The 20,143-nt window shown below is 67.9% G+C and carries 16 protein-coding genes; 12 read left to right on the top strand and 4 right to left on the bottom strand.

Annotated features, from left to right (window positions below; all coding sequences use genetic code 11):
* Nucleotides 1-147 precede the first annotated feature (147 nt).
* The 7 genes from LX88_RS04535 (at nt 148) to LX88_RS04565 (ending at nt 10,770) form a co-directional block, all read left to right on the top strand.
* A complete protein-coding gene (locus LX88_RS04535; protein WP_258946568.1) occupies nt 148-2,802 on the top strand; it encodes an MGH1-like glycoside hydrolase domain-containing protein in 2,655 nt (884 codons plus the stop codon).
* A 241-nt stretch (nt 2,803-3,043) separates the two neighbouring features.
* Entirely contained in the window at nt 3,044-3,862 is an 819-nt protein-coding gene (locus LX88_RS04540) for a transporter substrate-binding domain-containing protein (RefSeq protein WP_258946569.1), read from the top strand.
* Between the two features lie 73 nt (nt 3,863-3,935).
* On the top strand, nt 3,936-4,733 hold the full coding sequence (locus tag LX88_RS04545; RefSeq protein WP_090066256.1) for an amino acid ABC transporter permease: 798 nt from the start codon (nt 3,936-3,938) through the stop codon (nt 4,731-4,733).
* Nucleotides 4,730-5,497 (top strand): amino acid ABC transporter ATP-binding protein, encoded by a 768-nt coding sequence (locus LX88_RS04550; RefSeq protein ID WP_258946570.1) that lies wholly within the window; start codon nt 4,730-4,732, stop codon nt 5,495-5,497. Before LX88_RS04545 ends, LX88_RS04550 begins: the two co-directional genes overlap by 4 nt.
* A 31-nt stretch (nt 5,498-5,528) precedes the next feature.
* On the top strand, nt 5,529-7,637 hold the full coding sequence (locus LX88_RS04555; protein ID WP_258946571.1) for a hypothetical protein: 2,109 nt from the start codon (nt 5,529-5,531) through the stop codon (nt 7,635-7,637).
* Nucleotides 7,638-7,690: 53 nt separating this feature from the next.
* Complete coding sequence (locus LX88_RS44160) at nt 7,691-9,859, top strand: NEW3 domain-containing protein (protein ID WP_258946572.1); 2,169 nt, start codon at nt 7,691-7,693, stop codon at nt 9,857-9,859.
* Between the two features lie 11 nt (nt 9,860-9,870).
* A complete protein-coding gene (locus tag LX88_RS04565) occupies nt 9,871-10,770 on the top strand; it encodes an ROK family protein (RefSeq protein WP_258946573.1) in 900 nt (299 codons plus the stop codon).
* 174 nt (nt 10,771-10,944) lie between these two features.
* Here the strand turns inward: LX88_RS04565 and LX88_RS04570 are convergent, their stop codons facing one another.
* Nucleotides 10,945-11,724: a LamB/YcsF family protein gene (locus tag LX88_RS04570; protein ID WP_258946574.1), complete on the bottom strand. Its 780-nt coding sequence runs from the start codon at nt 11,722-11,724 to the stop codon at nt 10,945-10,947.
* Between the two features lie 96 nt (nt 11,725-11,820).
* On the opposite strand from LX88_RS04570, the gene LX88_RS04575 reads away from it, so the two are divergent.
* The 5 genes from LX88_RS04575 to LX88_RS04595 all read left to right on the top strand — a co-directional run bounded on the left by LX88_RS04575 (nt 11,821) and on the right by LX88_RS04595 (nt 16,671).
* Nucleotides 11,821-12,507 (top strand): GntR family transcriptional regulator, encoded by a 687-nt coding sequence (locus LX88_RS04575; protein ID WP_258946575.1) that lies wholly within the window; start codon nt 11,821-11,823, stop codon nt 12,505-12,507.
* A 105-nt stretch (nt 12,508-12,612) separates the two neighbouring features.
* Nucleotides 12,613-12,879, top strand: coding sequence for a DUF3311 domain-containing protein (locus tag LX88_RS04580; RefSeq protein ID WP_258946576.1), 267 nt, complete (start codon nt 12,613-12,615; stop codon nt 12,877-12,879).
* A complete protein-coding gene (mctP, locus tag LX88_RS04585) occupies nt 12,879-14,513 on the top strand; it encodes a monocarboxylate uptake permease MctP (RefSeq protein WP_258946577.1) in 1,635 nt (544 codons plus the stop codon). Before LX88_RS04580 ends, mctP begins: the two co-directional genes overlap by 1 nt.
* Before the next feature lie 71 nt (nt 14,514-14,584).
* Nucleotides 14,585-15,832: a pyroglutamyl-peptidase I gene (locus tag LX88_RS04590; RefSeq protein ID WP_258946578.1), complete on the top strand. Its 1,248-nt coding sequence runs from the start codon at nt 14,585-14,587 to the stop codon at nt 15,830-15,832.
* Nucleotides 15,829-16,671, top strand: a complete 843-nt coding sequence (locus LX88_RS04595) for a septum formation family protein (RefSeq protein ID WP_258946579.1) — start codon at nt 15,829-15,831, stop codon at nt 16,669-16,671. Before LX88_RS04590 ends, LX88_RS04595 begins: the two co-directional genes overlap by 4 nt.
* Nucleotides 16,672-16,956: 285 nt before the next feature.
* On the opposite strand, the gene LX88_RS04600 is transcribed toward LX88_RS04595, so the two are convergent.
* The 3 genes from LX88_RS04600 to LX88_RS04610 all read right to left on the bottom strand — a co-directional run bounded on the left by LX88_RS04600 (nt 16,957) and on the right by LX88_RS04610 (nt 20,079).
* Nucleotides 16,957-17,166, bottom strand: a complete 210-nt coding sequence (locus LX88_RS04600) for a hypothetical protein (protein WP_258946580.1) — start codon at nt 17,164-17,166, stop codon at nt 16,957-16,959.
* A 103-nt stretch (nt 17,167-17,269) separates the two neighbouring features.
* Nucleotides 17,270-19,081, bottom strand: coding sequence for a phosphoenolpyruvate carboxykinase (GTP) (locus tag LX88_RS04605; RefSeq protein WP_258946581.1), 1,812 nt, complete (start codon nt 19,079-19,081; stop codon nt 17,270-17,272).
* 311 nt (nt 19,082-19,392) lie between these two features.
* Complete coding sequence (locus LX88_RS04610) at nt 19,393-20,079, bottom strand: DUF6802 family protein (RefSeq protein ID WP_258946582.1); 687 nt, start codon at nt 20,077-20,079, stop codon at nt 19,393-19,395.
* Nucleotides 20,080-20,143 lie beyond the last annotated feature (64 nt).

The following is a 20,143-nucleotide window of genomic DNA, read 5'->3' on the forward strand; positions in this document are numbered from 1 at the left end:
CCACGCATGGTGCGCTCGTTCGGACGCGATCGAAATGCGCCGATCAGGTCACACCCGGTCTCCGTTCCAGCCGATGTTTAGTGAGGTAGGACTCAGACCACACCCGGGTCCGACCGCCTGTCCTCCCTGGTGTCCCACACTGGGGCGATGGGCGAACAAGCGGAACGGGCGCGTCTCGCGGAGTCGGAGACACCGACTTCGCCGTGGCGGCTGTGGGGGCCGTACCTCTCCGGTCGCCAGTGGGGCACGGTCCGCGAGGACTACTCGCCCGAGGGTGATGCGTGGGCGTCGTTCCCGTTCGACCACGCCCGTGCGCGCGCCTACCGGTGGGGCGAGGACGGCATCGCCGGCATCTGCGACGTGCACGGGTTCATGAACTTCGCCGTCGCCCTGTGGAACGGCAAGGACCCGATCCTCAAGGAGCGGTACTTCGGCCTCACCAACGAAGAGGGCAACCACGGTGAGGACGCCAAGGAGCACTGGTGGGTGACCGACGGGACGCCCACCCACTCCTGGATGCAGGTCGTCTACCGGTATCCGCAGCGCGAGTTCCCGTACGACCAGCTGCGCGAGATGGCGCGCCACGCCGGCCGGGAGAACCGCGAGCCCGAGCTCAGCGACACCGGGGTGCTCGAGGAGAACCGGTTCTTCGACGTCCAGGTCACCTACGCGAAGGCCGAGACGGACGACATCTGCATCGAGATCAGCGCGACGAACCACGGGCCCGAGGACGCGCCGTTGCACCTCCTGCCGCAGCTGTGGTTCCGCAACACGTGGGCGTGGGGCCGGGACCAACGGCCGTGCCAGCTCGTTGCGAGCACCACGGCCGGACGCAAGGTCACGGCTGACCACGGCAACCTGGGCCGGTACACGCTGCACCTGGACGACTCGCCGTCGATGCTCATGACGGACAACGAGACCAACGAGGTGTCGCTCTTCGGGGCCGAGCACAACCCGTCGCCGTGGACCAAGGACGGCATCTGCGACTACGTGGTGCGCGGCAGCACGAGCAGCTGTCAGGTCGTGGGGCCGGACGACGCCGGGGTCGCGGGCACCAAGTTCGCGGCCTGGTACTCGTTCGACCCCGTGGAGCCCGGCGAGACGGTGACGGTCCGGCTGCGGCTCATCGGCGGCGACGGGCACCTGGACCCGTTCGGGCCGAGCTTCGAAGAGACCGTGCAGCGGCGGAAGATCGAGGCCGACGAGTTCCACGACGCCATCGCGCCGCAGGCCAGGCCCGAGGAGAAGCACGTGCTGCGGCGCGCGCTCGCGGGTCTCATGTGGACGAAGCAGCACTACCGGTTCCGCACCCGCGACTGGCTCGACGGCGACCCGACGAAGCCCGAGGCGCCCAGTTCCAGACGTACGCCCGAGGCGCGCAACGTGCACTGGCGACACCTCGACGTCGCCGACGTCATCTCGATGCCGGACGAGTGGGAGTACCCGTGGTTCGCGGCGTGGGACCTCGCGTTCCACACCATCCCGTTCACGCTGGTCGACCCAGCGTTCGCGAAGGAGCAGCTGCTGCTGTTCTGCCGTGAGTGGATGATGCACCCGAACGGCCAGATCCCCGCCTACGAGTGGGAGTTCGGCGACGTCAACCCGCCGGTCCACGCGTGGGCGGCGTTGCAGGTCTACCGCGCGGACGGCAGCAGGGACCGCGGGTTCCTCGCCAAGATCTTCCACAAGCTGCTGCTCAACTTCTCCTGGTGGGTCAACCGCAAGGACGCCGGCGGCAGCTACCTGTTCGAGGGCGGGTTCCTCGGCATGGACAACATCGGGCCGGTCAACCGGTCCGAGCCGATGCTGGGCGAGTGGCGGCTGGAGCAGTCCGACGCCACGTCGTGGATGGCCGCGTACAGCCTGCACCTCATGCAGATCGCGCTGGAGCTGGCGCGCGACGACGAGTCCTACGAGGACGTCGCGACGAAGTTCGTCGAGCACTTCCTGTCGATCGCGGAGGCGTTCACGCACTTCGGGTCGCACGGCGGCGGCATCTGGCACGACGAGGACGGATTTTGCTACGACCGCGTCTCGCGGCGCCGCCCGGACGGTGAGGTCGAGTCCGAGCCGGTGCGCGTGCGGTCGATGGTCGGCCTGATCCCGTTGCTGGCCAGCGCTGTCCTCGAACCGTGGGTGCTCAGCGACCTGCACGGGTTCACGAGCCGGCTGGAGCACCTGCTCAAGAGACGGCCCGAGCTGCGGCAGTTCATCGACTTCCACTACGAGCGCGGGGCGTTCGTGTCGTTGCTCGACGAGCACAAGCTCAAGCGTGTGCTGCACCGGATGCTCGACGAGCAGGAGTTCCTGTCGCCGCACGGCATCCGCAGCCTCTCCGCCGCCCACCGCGAGGGCCTGGAGGTCAAGGTCGCGGGCCAGGACCACCGCATGGGCTACGAGCCTGGCGAGTCGCACACGCCGATGTTCGGCGGCAACTCGAACTGGCGCGGCCCGGTCTGGCTGCCCACCAACGCGCTACTGGTGGAGGCGTTGCGCACGGTCTGCGCGTTCCACGACGGCATGTTCCAGGTCGAGATGCCGACGCACTCCGGACGCTGGGTCACCGCGGGCCAGGTCGCGGACGAGCTGAGCGACCGGCTCGTCGGGCTCTTCCTGCCCGACCACGACGGGCGCCGGCCGTCGGACGGCAAGCGGGTCGAGGCGTCCGAGTCACCTCTTTGGCGCAGCCACGTCACCTTCAGCGAGTACTTCGACGGGGACACGGGTGAAGGTCTCGGGGCCACCCACCAGACCGGCTGGACCGCTCTGGTGGCGGGTCTGCTGACCGAAAGAACACGCTGACCAGCGCCGTCGTGATCAAATCCTGATCAAGGACACGCTCGCAGATGGTTATCATTCGTGCGCAATACGTGAAGACGTTGTGTGATCTGGCCCAAATCACGCAAGATTCTGTGCCCAGAAGAGCGATTTGACGCAAAATCATTGCAAGGCAGTGGCCTGTAACACCCACGTGCTGTCCACCGCGTCAACCGAGTGGCAGGATCCCGTTCACTCGTCCGCGACAGTTACGAGGAGTGACGCAGTGGCTCGTCGATCCAGGCACGTGCTCGCCCTACTGCCCGCAGCGGCCCTTGCGCTGACCGCGCTCGCCGGATGCGCGACGAGCACGAACAGCGGCGGTGGCACCACCGACGGTGGGATCAAGCTTGTCAAGGAAGGCAAGCTCGTCACCTGCACCCACCTGTCCTACAAGCCGTTCCAGTACACCGAAGGTGACAAGACCGTCGGCTTCGACGTCGACCTGGTCGACCTGATCGCCGAAGAACTGAAGGTTAAGCAGGAGATCTTCGACACCCAGTTCGAGACGATCACGTCCGGCGCGAGCTTCAACGCGAACCAGTGCGACCTCGCCGCCGCCGGTATGACGATCAAGGAAGAACGCAAGCAGGCGATCGACTTCTCCGACCCGTACTTCGAGGCCTCGCAGGCGCTGCTGGTCAAGAAGGACTCGCCGATCAAGGCGCTGGCGGACCTCAAGGGCAAGAAGATCGGCGTCCAGCAGGACACCACCGGTGAGATCTACGCGAACGACAACAAGGCCGCCAACGGCTACGAGGTCATCCAGTTCGAGGACCTCCCGCTGATGGAGACCGCCGTGCGCACCGGTGCCGTCGACGCCGCGATCAACGACAACGGCGTGCTCCTCGACTACGTCAAGGAGTTCCCGGACACCGCCGTCTCCGCCGAGTTCGACACGAACGAGCAGTACGGCATCGGCATCAAGAAGGGCAACACCGCGCTGGCCGCCAAGGTCAACGAGGTCCTGAAGAAGGCCAAGGACAGCGGCAAGTACGACGAGATCTACCAGAAGTGGTTCGGCAAGAAGCCGGAGAAGAAGTAGCGATCTGAGCTGACGGGGCGGCGGACGACGCCGCCCCGTTCGCGTCCGAACCACATCCGCTAGGAGTCGTTACATGGCGCTGTCCAAGCGCAAGCGGGCCGAGTACTTCCGGTACTCGCAGTACACGCTGCTCGTCGTCGTCGCCCTGGTGATCGCGTTCCTCGCCGACTGGGAGCAGATCCGCACGGCGTTCTTCAACTTCAAGACGATGGGGGACATGTTCCCCAACGTCATCACCATCGCGTTGAAGAACACCCTCATCTACACCGCACTCGGCTTCGCGTTCGGCCTCGCGCTCGGGCTCGTCCTCGCGTTGATGAAACTCTCGTCGATCGCGCCGTACCGCTGGATCGCGACGATCTACATCGAGTTCTTCCGCGGCATCCCTGCTCTGCTGGTGTTCATCGGCCTCGCGTTCGGTGTGCCGCTGGCGTTCCAGATCCAGTTCGACATCTATTCCACGGTCATGCTGGCGCTCGGCATCGTCGGTGCCGCCTACATGGCCGAGACCATCCGCGCCGGCATCCAGGCCGTGCCGAAGGGCCAGGTCGAGGCCGCGCGCTCGCTGGGCATGTCGCAGGGCCGCGCGATGATCACCATCGTGATCCCCCAGGCCTTCCGGATCATCCTGCCGCCGCTGACCAACGAGCTGATCCTGCTGACCAAGGACTCCTCGCTGATCTACATCATCGGACTGGCCCGCGACCAGTACGAGCTGACGAAGTTCGGGCGGGAGACGCTGAGCCGCAGCCCGTCGCTCACCCCGATCCTCGTCGTCGGTCTGTGCTACCTGATCATCACGTTGCCTCTCGGGTACCTGTCGAGGTACCTGGAGCGCCGCTCCGGCGGGAAGAAGGTGTCCGTCCTGTGAGCGAGATTTCCGTTGAGATCACCGGGCTGAAGAAGTCGTTCGGCTCGTTGGACGTCCTCAAGGGCATCGACGTCACGGTCAACCGCGGTGACGTGGTCTGCATCATCGGCCCGTCGGGTTCCGGCAAGTCGACGCTGCTGCGCTGCGTGAACCTGCTGGAGGAGCCGAACGGCGGCAAGATCGTCGTCAACGGTGTCGAGCTGACCGACCACGACGTCGACATCGACCGGGAACGCACGAAGATCGGCATGGTCTTCCAGTCGTTCAACCTGTTCTCGCACCTGAACGTCCTCGCGAACCTCACCGTCGCGCAGCGCAAGGTGCTCAAGCGCGGCGAGAAGGAGGCGCAGGAGATCGCCCTGCGCAACCTCGACCGGGTCGGCCTCAAGGAAAAGGCCAACGCGATGCCCGCGCAGCTCTCCGGCGGCCAGCAGCAGCGCGTGGCGATCGCCCGCGCGCTGTCGATGGACCCCGACGTGATGCTGTTCGACGAGCCCACCTCGGCGCTCGACCCCGAGCTCGTCGGTGACGTGCTGGGCGTGATGCGCCAGCTCGCCGACGAGGGCATGACGATGCTGGTCGTGACGCACGAGATGCAGTTCGCCCGCGAGGTCGCCGACAAGGTGATCTTCATGGACGGCGGCTACATCGTCGAGGAGGGCCCGGCGGCCGAGGTGATCGGCAACCCGCAGGAGGCGCGCACCCAGGAGTTCCTGGCACGCGTGCTCGACCCGACGCACCACGGCCCGAGCGATCCGGCCTAGGGGCGTGTCCCGTACGGGCTAGCCTGGTCTGGTGGCGAGGGGGAAAGTCGCCGCGGCGGAAGTGCTGCGGGGGCTGTTGGGGGAGAACGACAACTCTGGTGGCGGCGGGTGGAGGTTGCCTCGGCGGAAGCCGAGCACCCCACCCGTCATCCGCGTGGTGGACCGGGTGGTCACCGACGTCCTCGACCTGCGCGCGGTCGAGGTGCCGTACGTGCTGGAGTTCGAGCGCTGCCAGTTCGAGGCGGCGCCGGACCTGCGGCAGGCGAACCTGGCGGGCATCTCGTTCACCGACTGCGACCTGCCCGGTCTCGAAGCGCGCAACCTGAGCAGTGGCAACGACGTGTCGCTGCTCGACTGCCGCGTCTCGGGGCTCACCGACTTCACCGATGCCGAGATCGCGGGCTCAGTCCTGTTGCGGGACACCAGGTTCAGCGTGCCGGGCGGGCTGTGCCTGCACGGTGACCGGCTGACGGTCGCGGGCGCGTTGCTCGGGTTCGGCATCGTCACCGAGGGCGAGGTGCGGCTCGCGGGCGCGCGCATCGGCGGCAACGTCAACCTCGGCAGCGCTGTGCTGGAGAACGCCGACGGCTACACGTTGAACGGCAACGGCATGCAGGTCGGCGGCAACTTCCTCGGCGCGTTCACCTCGCACGGCGTGGTGTTCCTGGCCAACGCGCGGATCAGCTCGACGCTGTCCCTGAGCGGCGCGACGCTCTCGCGCGGGTCGGACTTCACGGCCTCCAGCGACCCGCACGCCGATCCGTCCGCCACGCTCTTCCTCGACCGCGTGGACGTGTCCGGAGACCTGGCGCTCGATCGCGGCTTCACCAGCCACGGCACGGTCCGCGCGGTGAACGCGAAGATCGGCGGCACGTTCTCGCTGGCAGAAGCCGTGCTGGACGCCGTGTCACCACCGTCGGTCGGCACCGACCCGACCGGCTCGGGCCGCGCGTTGCACGTCGACGGCGCGGAGATCGGCGGTGACGTCGTCGGCCGCGGCGTGCGGATCAAGGGCCAGCTGCGCATGGTCGACACGCACGTGCGCGGCAGCATCACCATCGAACGGGCCACTGTGGACAACCCGGCCGCGGACGCCGTGCTGGCCAACCGTTCCCAGATCGGCAGCAACTTCGTGGTGCGCGAGTCGGATGTCGCCGGCGGCCTGGAGCTGCGCGGCATCACCGTCGGCGCGAACCTCGACCTGCGCGGCAGCCGGTTGATCAAGCCGGGCAAGTACCGGCACCAGCCGCGCGAGAAGCCGTCGCTCGACATCGGTGGCGCCACCATCGGCCGCGACCTCATCTGCGCGCGCGGCGACAAGGAGTTCGTCGCGCACGGCGGCGTGCGGTGCCGTCGCGCGATGATCGGCCGGATGGCGAACTTCAACGGCGCCGTGCTCGGCTACAAGCTCGACAGCCACGCGTTGAACGCCATGGGCATGCAGGTGCAGGAGCTGATGCTCAACGTCGTGTCACCGCCCAAGGGTCTCGTGACGCTGCGGCAGGCGCGCTGCACGTCTTTGGACGACAACGAGAACTTCTGGAACGCCACGGGTTTCATCGACCTCGACGACTTCCGCTACGACTCGCTCGCCTATCCGATCGACCTGCGCGACGACGACCAGGTGCAGCAGCGGCTGCGCTGGCTGCGGCAGGCGATGCGGCGCAGCTACCACCCGCGCCCGTACGACCACTTCGCCGAGATGCTGACGGCGGCCGGCAACGAGGAGCACGCCTCGACCGTGCTGATCGAGAAGCAACGCCTGCGGTACAAGGCGGTCGCCGAGGGCATGCGGTTCTTCGGTCCGCTGGTGCTGGTGTGGAGCTTCCTGCAGCGGTCGATGGTCGGCTACGGCTACCGGCCGGCGCGTGCGCTGGGGTGGCTGATCGCGGCGTGGGTCGTCGGCAGCATCTGGTTCCAGGTCAAGGGACCGCTGACCGAGATCAACGACGACGACCACCTGCCGTGGAACGCCTGGCTTTACACGATCGACCTGGTGGTGCCGATCGTCGACTTCGGCAACAAGAACCGCTGGCAGACGCCGGGCGCGTCGCAGTGGATCGCGTCCGGGCTGATCGTGACGGGCTGGATCCTGGCGACGACCGTGGCCGCCGGCCTGACCCGGATGCTGAAGAGGTAGAACGCCACCATCGGGGTATTTCGCCGCCTGGTGAACAGTGGTGCGATCGTCCGGTGATCGCCGCCGAGTCCACCGAGCTGTTCGTCGGGCCTCGGACCGCGCTGCTGCAGGTGGTGCGGCTGACGTCGCCCACCTTGGCCGGACCGGTGCACGCGCACGTGTCCGGGCCGAGCCTGCACTCCCCGCGGCACGGCGGTTCGCTGGTGCCGGGGCCGTTCGGGTACGAGCTCGCCGTCGACGTGTCCGAGCACCCGCCCGGTGCCGTGGTGCCCGCCCAGGCCGTCGTGCGGTCGGCCGCCGGCGAGGAGTCGTGCACGTTCTCGCTGGTCGTGGGTTCGCCGGGGTGGACGGTGCACCTCGTCGGGCACGTCGCGGGCGACGCACCGTTCGCTGCTGTGCGCGCCCATCTGGACCTGGCGCTGACCGATCTCGCCTACCGGTTCGCGGTGACGTCGGTCGAGTTGCTGCAGCCGTACTGGGACACGTTCCCGCAGCACCGCTCGTTGCTGCTGCGGCTGATCTCCGAGGGGCGGGTCGAGGTCGTCGGGTCCGAGTCCAATGTGGTCGGTGTGCCGCCGACGCTGTCCCTGCTGCCGCCCGGATCGCTGCTGACGGCCTCGTCGCTGGGTGAGGCCGAGCGGTCGGTCTACGACTCGTTCCTGGAGTTGCGGGCCGGAGTCACCGCACCGCACGTGATGATGCCGGTCGGTTCCGATCGGGAGGCTCCGAACCCGTGGGTCACCGCGATCCACCACGACTGGAGCGCGCGCTACACGTGGCCGCGGATCATCTGCTCGTTGCCGCGCGACTACTACGTGCGCGGGTCTGTGCCCGTGCCGCCTGCACCAGTGGACGACTCGCCTGCTGCCGTGTTCGCTTCGCACGCGGCTCGGCTGACCGGGGCCACGTATCCGGCCGCCGCGCTCTCCCGTGCAGCGGTGGCGCATCCGCGGGAGGCCTTCGACCTGCGGTCCGACGTCATCTCGCGGTCGCTCGCGGCCTTGACGTCCACTGTGGACACGTCCGTTGTCGTGTGGAACCCGTTGTCCTCGGCGTGCACCGACATCGTGTCCGTGCATCTGCCGTTCGAACGCAACGTGCACGTGGAGTGCGATGGCGTTCTGCTGCCGACGTTGGTGGACGGCGTGACAGTGACGTTCTTGGCGCGTGACGTGCCCGCGCACGGATGGCGCACCTACTCGTTGGTCGAGGACGACATCGATCACGGCTGGAAGCGCGGCTTCGGCACCGAGATCGCGTCCACCCACTACGTCCTGTCGTACGACCCGATCGCCTCTCTCGTCGCCGTGGACGGTCCTGCACTGGAAGCGCCTCGGCTGGTCGGGCCGGTGAGCGTCTGGCACAGCGAGGTCGGCGAGAAGATGGTCGGCTCCACGACCTTCACGCTGTGGAACGAGGTCGGGCACCTGGGGCCCTCTTCCTTGTTCGCCGTGCTCGGTTCGCGCAGCCCTTCCAGTGGCACCTTGCCGTCCGTGGCGTCGCGACTGGCGTTGGCCGGGCCTCCGCTGGGGCCGGTCTCACCTGCCGTGACCCCGGTGTTCGCGCGCTACTGGCTGCACGAGCCCGCACCGTTGGGCGGCCTGCCCGCGAACGTCCACCTGGAGGTGCTCGGCCCCTCCCTGCTGCGCGTGGTGGCCGTGTCGGACGGTCCGGCGTTCTCCGGCGTCGTCCGGCTCTCGCTGCCCGACGGCTGGTCGGCGTCGTGGGACTCGCTGCCGGTGTCAGTCCCGGCCGGCGGCCACGTGTCGGCTGAGGTGCGCCTGGTGCCGCCGCGGATCCCCGGCTGCCACCCGGTGCGCGCCACGTTGGAAGGGTTGCCCTTCGAGGTCTACGACGTGGTGCTGCTGACCGTGCCCGAGTGGGACGGCGACGAGCCCGTCGAGGTGCTGTGGGTGGCCTCGGCGCCGGCCGTGGTGTCGGTGAGGCCGGGGGAATCGGCGCCGGTGCGGGTCGTGCTCGCCTCCGGCGCGCACGGTGACCTGCCGGTTCAGGCCCGGTTGCTGTCGCCGCGCTCCTCGTGGGAGTTCGCCGGGCCGTTCTGCGTGGGCGGGACGGTGTCGGCGCAGGGCCGGCTGCCGCTCGACTTCACGCTCGCAGCGCCCGCCTGGGCCACGCCGGGCACGTGGCCGGCCGTCGTGCGCGTGGCCGCGGGCGACCTGGTCCGCACCACTGCGCCCATCCGTCTCGAAGTGGCTGGTTAAGCTGCGTCACCGTGACTGATCTGGTGCTGGCACTGGACTTCGGCGGCACCAAGATCGCCGCCGCCCTGGTGGACCCCTTCGGCTCGGTGGTGCGTTCCTCGCGCGTGCCGACGCCGTCCGAAAACCCTTGGGACGCAGTCGTCTCGGTGATCTCCGAGGTGGTCCAGGACTCGGCCGTGGCGGGCGTGGGCATCGGTTCGGCGGGCCCGGTCGACACGACCGCCGGCACCGTCTCGCCGATCAACGTGCCGTCCTGGCAGGAGTTCCCGCTGCGGTCGTCGGTGGCGTCGCTGTTCCCGGACGTCCCGGTGGAACTCGCGGGTGACGGCGTGTGCATGGCCCTGGGCGAACACTGGCGCGGCGCCGGCCAGGGCAGCACGTTCATGGTCGGCCTCGTCGTGTCGACGGGTGTCGGCGGCGGGCTGGTGCTGGACGGACGGCCGTTCGGCGGCCGTACCGGCAACGCGGGCCACATCGGCCACGTCGTCGTGGACCCCGACGGCGAACCCTGCACGTGCGGCGGCCGCGGGTGCGCGGAGACCATCGCCGCCGGCCCGCGCATGGTGGCCTGGGCACGCCACGCCGGCTGGCCGGCACCGGACCACGCCGACGCCGCCCTGCTCGCCGCCGCCGCCATGTCGGGCGAGGAGATCCCGCTGGCGGCGTTCGAACGTGCCGGTCAGGCCGTCGGGATGGCGATCGCCGGGGCTGCCGCGGTGTGCGACCTGGAGCTCGCCGTCATCGGGGGTGGGGTGGCGCAGGCCGGGGAGCTGCTGTTCGAGCCGGTGCGGCGGACGTTGAAGACCCATGCAGGGCTCTCCTACCTGGCCGGGCTCGAGGTGCGGGCGGCCGAACTGGGCGGGGAGGCCGGGCTGGTGGGGGCGGCTGCGCTGGTCCGGCAGTCGGTGTGATCGGCGGGGTCGCGAGCAGACGGGCCCAGTAGGCAGGTGGGTTCGGGCCGGGCAGGCTGCGCGGATGAGCTGGCTGGGCGGACGAATTACGGGACTGGTGCTGGGCGGCGAGAGCACGCTGGGCAGGTGGGCCGCAGGCTGACTGGGCTGGAGCGGCCGGCGCGTTGTGGGGCGTCAGACTGCCTGGCGGGTGTGGCGTAGTGGCGACTCCACGCGGCCTACCGCGATTCCTGCCGCCTCCAGGGCCGAGCGGACCGCGCGGGCGATTTCCACGGCGTTCGGGGTGTCGCCGTGCACGCAGATCGAGTCGGCCTGGATTCGGACCGGGCGGCCGAAGACGCTGCGGATCCAGCCCTCGGTCGCCAGTTGTGCGCAGCGGGCCGCGATCTCGGCAGGATCGCGTAGGACGGCTCCCGGTTCGCCGCGCGGGACCAGGGTTCCGGATGGGGTGTAGGCCCTGTCCGCGAAGGCCTCGTGCCAGACGCGCAGGCCTGCCACCGAGGCTCGCTTCAGCCAGACCGCTCCTGGTGGGCCCAGCACCGCGAGTGTCGGGTCGAAGAGGCGGACCGCGTCGACCACGGCGTCTGCCTGGGGTTCGTGCCGGACCAGGGTGTTGTAGAGGGCGCCGTGTGGCTTCACGTACGAGATGCGGGTGCCTGCGGCGCGGGCGAAGGCCGTTAAGGCCCCCAGTTGGGCCAGGACCTCGTTGGTGAGCGTGTCCGGGGCTACGTCGATGAACCTGCGGCCGAAGCCCGCCAGGTCCCGGTAGCCGACGTGGGCGCCTATGGCCGTTCCTGCCGCGGCGGCGAGGGCGCAGGTTTCGCGCATCGTGTCCGCGTCGCCGGCGTGGTAGCCACAGGCGACGTTCGCGCTGGTCACAACGGTCAGCAGGGCCTTGTCGTCGCCGAGGGTCCAGTGGCCGAAGCCCTCGCCCAGGTCCGCGTTCAGGTCCATGGCCGTCCTCCCATGCGCGCTCGATCGACAGATTGTGGGATTGTTGAACGATTCTACGATAGGGCAATCGAACGATCCTGCAAATAGACTGCCGAGGTGACCGAGACGTGGGTGTCGACGCTGGCCCAGAGCAAGGCTGATCTGGAGCGCGCGAGCACCGCGCAGAAGGTCGCCGACATGCTGCGCGAGCGGGTGCTCCTCGGCGAGTTGGAACCGGGCCTGCGCCTGAGCGAGGAAGCGATCGGCGGAGCGCTGGGAGTCAGCCGCAACACGCTCAGGGAAGCGTTCCGGCTGCTCACCCGCGACCGGATCCTGGTGCACGAGCACAGCCGCGGCGTGTTCGTCCGCCGCCCGACCGGCGACGACGTGCGCGACCTCTACGCCGCACGCCGGGTGATCGAGGGTGGAGCGTTGAGGCTCTGGCACACCGTTGGCGACGCGCAGCGGGAAGCGGTGCGAGCACCGGTCCGCCAGGCCGTGGCCCGCGCCGAGAAGAACGACTTCAGCAAGACCGGCAGCGCGAACATCCAGTTCCACCGCGGCATCGTCGGCCTCGCGGGCAGCGCCCGGCTGAGCGACGAGTCCGACCGGCTCTTCGCCGAGCTCATGCTCGCCTTCCGCGTCGCGCACGAGGTCGAGGCCTTCCACCAGACCTACCTGCCGTGGAACCGCAAGATCGTGGAACTGCTGAACAACGGCACGGTCGAACAGGCGGTCCAGCAGCTCGACGAGTACTTCGACGCGGCCGAACAGGACCTCGTCAGCCGTCTTGTGGCGGATTAGTCCAAAGAGAACGTTAAGCCGAAGGCAACGATTGCGATCACGAGGCTGACGGCGCCCTTCATCAGGCCTAACATCCGCGCAACACCGCGTACACGGAGGGCCACCATGCCGTCGGAGCACAAGACCGGCTTGCGCTGGAGCAACTGGAACCTGCTGCTGATACTTCCGCTGTTCATGCTCATCACGCCGTGGTTCAACCAGGACGAGCCCAGGATCTTCGGGCTCCCGTTCTTCTACTGGTACCAGTTCTTGTTCGTCGTGCTCGGCGTCGTGTGCGTCGGACTCGTCTACGTCAAGACCAAGGACGAGCCCGTGGTCACCGGCAAGCCCGACAAGCTCGGCGTGGACGACCTGGACGAGGGAGCGAACTGATGCAGTGGACCGAGCTGATCGTTTTCAGCGCTCTCTTCCTGCTCGTCACCGTGATGGGCTTCCTGGCTGCGCGGTGGCAGAAGGGCGACACCCTCGAGCACCTCGACGAGTGGGGCCTCGGCGGCCGCAAGTTCGGCAGCTGGATCACGTGGTTCCTCGTCGGTGGTGACCTCTACACCGCCTACACCTTCGTCGCGGTGCCGGCACTGATGTTCGGCGCGGGCGCGCTCGGCTTCTACGCCCTGCCCTACACGATCATCCTGTACCCGCTGGTCTTCCTGCCGCTCGTGCGGATGTGGTCGGTCAGCCGCGTGCACGGTTACGTCACGCCCGCCGACTTCGTGAAGGGCCGCTACGGCTCGCACTGGCTGGCGCTGATCATCGCGGTCACCGGCATCGTCGCGACCATGCCGTACATCGCGCTGCAGCTCGTCGGCCTCGAGGCCGTGCTGCGCAGCATGGGCCTCAACGGCTCCGGCATCCTCGGCCACCTGCCGCTGTTCATCGCGTTCCTGATCCTCGCGCTCTACACCTACCAGTCGGGTCTGCGGGCGCCGGCGCTGATCGCGTTCGTCAAGGACATCCTGATCTACCTGGTCATCCTCGTCGCGATCATCTACCTGCCCTCGAAGTTCGGCGGCTGGGGCGAGATCTTCAACGACGCGCAGGCCAAGTTCGACGCCACGCCGAGCAAGGCCGACGGCATCCTGCTCACCGGCACCAACCAGCTGCAGTACGCGACGCTGGCACTGGGCAGCGCGCTCGCGCTGTTCCTCTACCCGCACTCGCTGACCGGTATCCTGGCGAGCCGCGGCCGCAACGTCATCAAGCGCAACATGGTCGCGCTCCCGGCGTACTCGCTGCTGCTGGGTCTGCTGGCACTGCTGGGCTTCGTTGCGATCAGCGCGGGCACCAAGCCGATCGTCAACCAGGCGACCGGCCGTCCCGACACCAACACGATCGTGCCCGAGCTCTTCGGCGCGAACTTCCCGTCGTGGTTCGCGGGCATCGCGTTCGCCGCCATCGGCATCGGCGCGCTGGTGCCGGCGGCGATCATGTCGATCGCGGCGGCGAACCTGTGGACGCGCAACGTCTACAAGGAGTACATCAAGAAGGCTGCCACCCCGGCCGAAGAGGCGAAGCAGGCCAAGCTCGCCAGCCTGGTGGTCAAGTTCGGCGCCGTCGCGTTCATCGTGTTCGTCGACCCGCAGTTCTCGATCGACCTGCAGCTCATGGGCGGCGTGATGATCCTGCAGACGCTGCCGGCGGTCGCGATCGCGCTGTACACGCGCTGGTTCCACGTCTACGCCCTGGTCGCCGGCTGGTTCGCGGGCATGGGCTACGGCATGTGGCTGCTCTACACGATCGGCAACCCGGCCATCGGCAAGGCGCACTTCGCCGGTTCCGCGCTACCGCTGGGCAACATCTCGATCTTCGGGTGGCACCCGTTCGGCGCGTCGACGACGCAGATCTACGTCGGCATCATCGCGCTGTTCGTCAACCTCCTGGTCGCGGTGGTCGTCACGCTGATCGCCAAGAAGGCCAAGTGGTTCAACGGCACGGACCAGACCGATCCGTCCGACTACCACGTCGACGAGGACAACCCGAGGGTCAAGCCCATCGCTGCCCACTGAGACGCAGTCGTCGACACTATGGGCCACCCGTCGGTTACGGCGGGTGGCCCTTTGCGTTGAGGATCGAGTACGTGAAAACCATCGCCGGACTGGTCGGACTGACCGCGATCGCCCTCACCCTGAGTCCTGCCGTCGCCCACGCGCAGGACCCGAACTGCTACGACACCACCGCACCGCTCACCGTCGAGGAACAGCGCCTCGACGACACGCTCGTCGTCGGCGGCCCCGCCGTCGGCCCGTCGCTGGTCGAGCTGGCCGGGTTCGACGGCCGCGTCACGGACTTCACCGCCAAGCTCTGCCGCCAGATCGTGCCGAAGCAGGCGCAGCAGTTCGTGGAACGCGAAGGCAACGCGCTGTGGAAGGCCGCTGTCGCCCGCGCGCAAAGCACAACACCCGTGACACACGACGCCTACGACGACCGCCCGCTCTACTGGGCCCGCCTGCAGCTCAGTTCCGCGCTGCGCCAGTGGAAGCCGAAGTTCGCCCTGCCGCCGAACGAGCGCGCGAAGCTCGTCCAGCGGTTCGACTGGGCCTCACGGGGTCTGAGCGACTCGGCGTTCCCCAGCAGGCCCGGCGTGCGCCGGATCGCCGTCACCGGCTTCGACCCGTTCCAGCTCACCGGCGTGAACGTGCGGCGCGCCAACCCCGCCGGTGCGGCGGCGTTGCAGCTCGACGGCCGGGAGATCTCGACGCCGACCGGCAAGGTCGTCCTGCAGGCCGCGGTGCTCCCGGTGCTGTGGGGCAGTTTCGACGAGGGGGTCGTCGAGCAGTTCTACGGTTCGGCGTTGCAGCAGAAGCCCGACGCGTTCGTGACGATCAGCCAGGGCAGGCCCGGCCGGTTCGACGTCGAGCGGTGGGCGGCGCGCTGGCGCGGTGGCTTCGCGGACAACAACAACGTCGGTTCGTTCGGCAGCGTCCCGAACGCCGCCGGATGGCCGCAGCCCGGCGACGAGTTCATCGAGACGACCCTGCCGTTCCAGAAGATGATCGACGCGGGCACCGGCCCGTTCGCGGTGAACTACAACCTGGCCTTCTGCGAGTGGGTCGTCGTCGGCTCGCAGCAGTCGTGCCGCACGGACAACCCCACTCCAGGCAGGGTCGCGGCGTCCGGTGGCGGCGGTGACAACCTCTCCAACGAGAGCATGTACCGGGCCAACAGGCTGCGGATCGGTTACGGCGCAACGAACGTCCTCGGTGGACACCTGCACACGCCAGTGCTCGGGCAGCCGGCCGACCCGGCCGCGCTGACCGATCCGGCCTTCGAAAAACAGCGTCGGGACATCGCCGATCAGGTGAAGGCCCTAGTCTCTGTGGTGTGACTCGTGTGCGGCTGGCGGTGGCAATTGTCCTGAGCGCGCTGACCCTGTCCGCGTGCGCGATCCAGGTGGGAGGGCAGGCGGTCCCCGGACCTCTGCCGTCGACCGCCTCCGCCTCCGCGCCCGCACTGCCCAAGGCAGGGCAGTGCATGAACGCCTACGAGCTGAAGGTGCTGCAGTGCACCGATTCGCACGAGGCCGAGGTCATGGGCGTCGGTGAGCTCACCGGCCTCCCGACGACCTATCCGGACACGCAGGCGCTGCGCAAGGCCGCGCTCCCGCCGTGCCGTCAGACGCTCAGCGAGTACCTGGGCAGCGGCGACGCGGACTCGACGCGCCTGCGGGTCTGGGCGTTCTGGCCGAACGAGCAGGGCTGGAAGGACGGCCAGCGCTGGCGGCTGTGCACCGTCGTGGAGATCAGCCCGGACGAGAAGCCGCTGGCGCGCAAGGGTTCCGTGAAGGACGTGCTGAAGAGCAACGGCTTCGGCACCTTCCAGACCTGCACCCAGGGTTCGCCGTCGAAGGACCAGGAGGTGAAGGTCGTCGCCTGCACCACCGCGCACATGGCCGAGGCCGTACCCGGTGGCGTCGTCTCGCTCGGCAAGTCGACCGACCCCGCTCCGTCCAAGGAGCAGATGAACTCGATCGCGAACGAGAAGTGCACCAAGGCCGTGCACGACTACCTGGGCTCGACCAAGCGCTCGGACGTGTTCCCCGCGTGGCGGAACCCCGGGTCCCAGGCCTGGTCAGAGGGTTGGACCAACGCCGTCTGCTACGCGGAGGCCACCAAGACCTTCGGTGGCACCCTCCTCGGCATCCGCGACAACCCGCTCCCGAACTGATCCGGCGACCACGACCATCAGCACGGCGGCCAGGGACAGCACCAGCATCGCGATTCCTGCGATCCCCACGGCACACCTCCCTCTCCGCCTCAGTGACGATCTTTGTGACCGCCATCACGTACTTAAGACGTTCCCGGAAGGTGCCGGGTTCATTCCTGGAGCAAGACCATTCCTACGACCTGGGGACAAGTCCCCAGGCTTGTCCACAGCTATCCACAACATGTGCACAAAGCAGTCCACACCTGTGGACAACTTCGTCTCTTGTGGACGATGAGCTGCAGTGATTCAGAGAAAATTGCTGCACAGGACCACGCCGGCGACCACGCCGATGGCTAAACCGAGGCCGAACACGAGCGCGTAACGCCACCGTGACGGACGGAGGGGCGGGGCGGGCGGCACCGGGTAGTAGCGCACGATGCCCGTCGACGGGCCGACCTCCACATCGCGCTTCGAACCGTCGAAGTTGAGGCCGCCGAGGAAGTCGTCCTTCGTCACACGTCAGTGATACCCCAATCTCACTCCACGTGTCGGCTGCTACAGCACGCGGGGCCCTTTCGTACCGTCAGACGGTACGAAAGGGCCCCGCGTGCGACAAGAACTAGCCCAGGCGCTGCTTCAGATTCTCCAGCTCGTCGCGGAGCGTGGTCGGGACCTTCTCGCCGATCTTCGCGAACCACTCCTCGACCAGCGGGATCTCGGCACGCCACTCGTCGGCGTTGAACTCCAGCGAGGCCTCGATGTCCTCACGCGACGCGTCCAGGCCCTCGAGGTCGAGGTCGTCGGCGGTCGGCACGTAACCGATCGGCGTCTCCTGCGCGGCGGCCTTGCCCTCGAGGCGCTCGATGGCCCACTTCAGCACGCGCGAGTTCTCGCCGAACCCGGGCCACAGGAAGCGCTTGTCCTCACCGCGGCGGAACCAGTTGACGTAGAAGATCTTCGGCAGCTTGTCGGCGTCGGCGCGCTTGCCGAGGTCGACCCAGTGCTGGAAGTAGTCGCCGGCGTTGTAACCGATGAACGGCAGCATCGCCATCGGGTCGCGGCGCACGACGCCGGTCTTGCCGACCGCGGCGGCCGTGGTCTCGGACGAGAGCGTGGCGCCCATGTAGGTGCCGTGCTGCCAGTCGCGCGACTCGGTGACCAGCGGGATCGTCGTGGCGCGGCGGCCACCGAAGAAGATCGCCGAGATCGGGACGCCGTTCGGGTCCTCCCACTCCGGCGCCTTGATGTCGCACTGCTCGATCGGCGTGCAGTAGCGCGAGTTCGGGTGCGACGACAGCTCTTCGCTGTCGGGCGTCCAGTCCTGGTGCTTCCACGAGGTGAGGTGGGCCGGGGGCTCGCCCATGCCCTCCCACCAGATGTCGCCGTCGTCGGTCAGCGCGACGTTCGTGAACAGCGAGTTGCCCTTGGCGATGGTGCGCATCGCGTTCGGGTTGGTGTGGTAGTCGGTGCCGGGCGCGACGCCGAAGAAGCCGTTCTCCGGGTTCACCGCGTACAGGCGGCCGTCCTCACCGAAACGCATCCAGGCGATGTCGTCGCCGAGCGTCTCGACCTTCCAGCCGGGGATGGTCGGCTCCAGCATGGCGAGGTTCGTCTTGCCACAGGCCGACGGGAACGCGGCGGCGATGTAGTACGCCTTGTTCTCCGGCGAGGTGAGCTTGAGGATCAGCATGTGCTCGGCGAGCCAGCCCTCGTCGCGCGCCATGGCCGAGGCGATGCGCAGCGAGTAGCACTTCTTGCCGAGCAGGGCGTTGCCGCCGTAGCCGGAGCCGAAGCTCCAGATCTCGCGGGTCTCCGGGAAGTGCGAGATGTACTTGGTGTCGTTGCACGGCCACTGCACGTCTTCCTGGCCGGCCTCCAGCGGAGCGCCGAGCGAGTGCAGCGCGGGGACGAACGGAGCGTCCTCACCGAACAGCGCGAGGGCCTTGTTGCCCATGCGGGTCATGATGTGCATGGAGACGACGACGTACTCCGAGTCGGTGATCTCGACACCGAGCATCGGCTTCTCCGCGTCCAGCGGGCCCATGCAGAACGGGATGACGTACATCGTGCGGCCACGCATGCAGCCCCGGTAGAGCTCGGTCATGATGGCCTTCATCTCTGAAGGGTCCATCCAGTTGTTCGTCGGGCCCGAGTCCTCCTCGCGCACGGAGCAGATGTAGGTCCGCTCCTCCACGCGCGCGACGTCCGTCGGGTCCGAGGCCGCCCAGAACGAGTTCGGCTTCTTCTTGAGCGCCACGAACGTGCCGGCGTCGACGAGCTTCTTCGTGAGACGGTCCCATTCGCCCTGAGACCCGTCAGCCCAAACAACCTCGTCAGGGCAGGTCAGCTCAGCGACTTCCTGAACCCATGCGAGCAGACGCGCGTGGTTGGTAGGTGCGTGTTCGAGACCGGGAATGGTCACTGCCGTCATCTCGTCTCGTCTCCTGACTGAACGCCTCGGCAACCCGAGCACGTGGTGGTCCGGTGCAGGACTTCGTCGTCCTCGGGAATAGCTCACGACGCCCGGTGGGGCCGGGCGTACGTGGAAGGGGATGGACCGAGGTTAGCCCGGTGAATGGCAGGTAAAGCACCCCCAGCCTGTCGCTTCCCTCACAAAACCGATTCTGGAATCGATTCAGCACTCGGACGGCGTTAAGGCCGGCTTGAGGTGGGAAAAACACAAGAGGCCCCGGTGCGGTTCTCACCACACCGGGGCCTGTGACCTGCGCTTCAGTTAGAGGGTCAGTTCGGACTGATCCACTGACCGGTTGTGGAATCGATTCGGACGACTCCGTCGAACCGTTCTTCCTCCAGCCAGTCGTCCGAGTCGTCCAGAATGCCGCTCTTCGAGTCGGTCACGTACCGGCCGTCGGACTCGATGTGCCCGTGCTCGACCTCGACCCAGTCGTCACCGCGGTGCTCCGACATCGTGACCTCGCCGGATCGTGTGATCTCGGTCGCCACGTCGGCCTTGCCGTCGCCGTTCTTGTCCGTGAACAACCACGTGTCGCCGGCGTCGTCCCGGACGACGGCGGTGTCGGCCTTGCCGTCCCCGTCGGTGTCCTCGGTGGCCTGCCCGACGTTTCGTTCACCGCCGTCGGTGTCCACCACAATCGCCTGAGTGGGAGACGAATTCGTTTTTTCCTGCCGGGGATCGCTCGGGTCGACGGCGACCCACTCACCGGAATTCTCCTCGAACCGCGCCTGGCTCAGGAGATTGCCGTCCTTGTCGAACGTGCTCATCAGATCGGCGTCACCGTCGCCGTTCGTGTCGGTGAACGCGAGATGTCCACCGTCGTCCGTCTCGACGACGGCGGAGTCGTTCACGCCGTCGTGGTCGAGGTCGAAGGTGACGTCGGCGGTGTACTCCTCATCCTCGACGGTGACCTTCAGCTCGGCGTCGGCCGCACCGTTCTCGTCGATGTACACCGGGACACACCTCCTACTTGCTCATGTACCGGTATGACCCACGTTATGCCGGTTTGGTTCCCCG

This window comes from Lentzea californiensis (genome assembly GCF_024648825.1).
In the GTDB taxonomy this organism is placed as follows: Bacteria; Actinomycetota; Actinomycetes; order Mycobacteriales; family Pseudonocardiaceae; genus Lentzea; species Lentzea californiensis.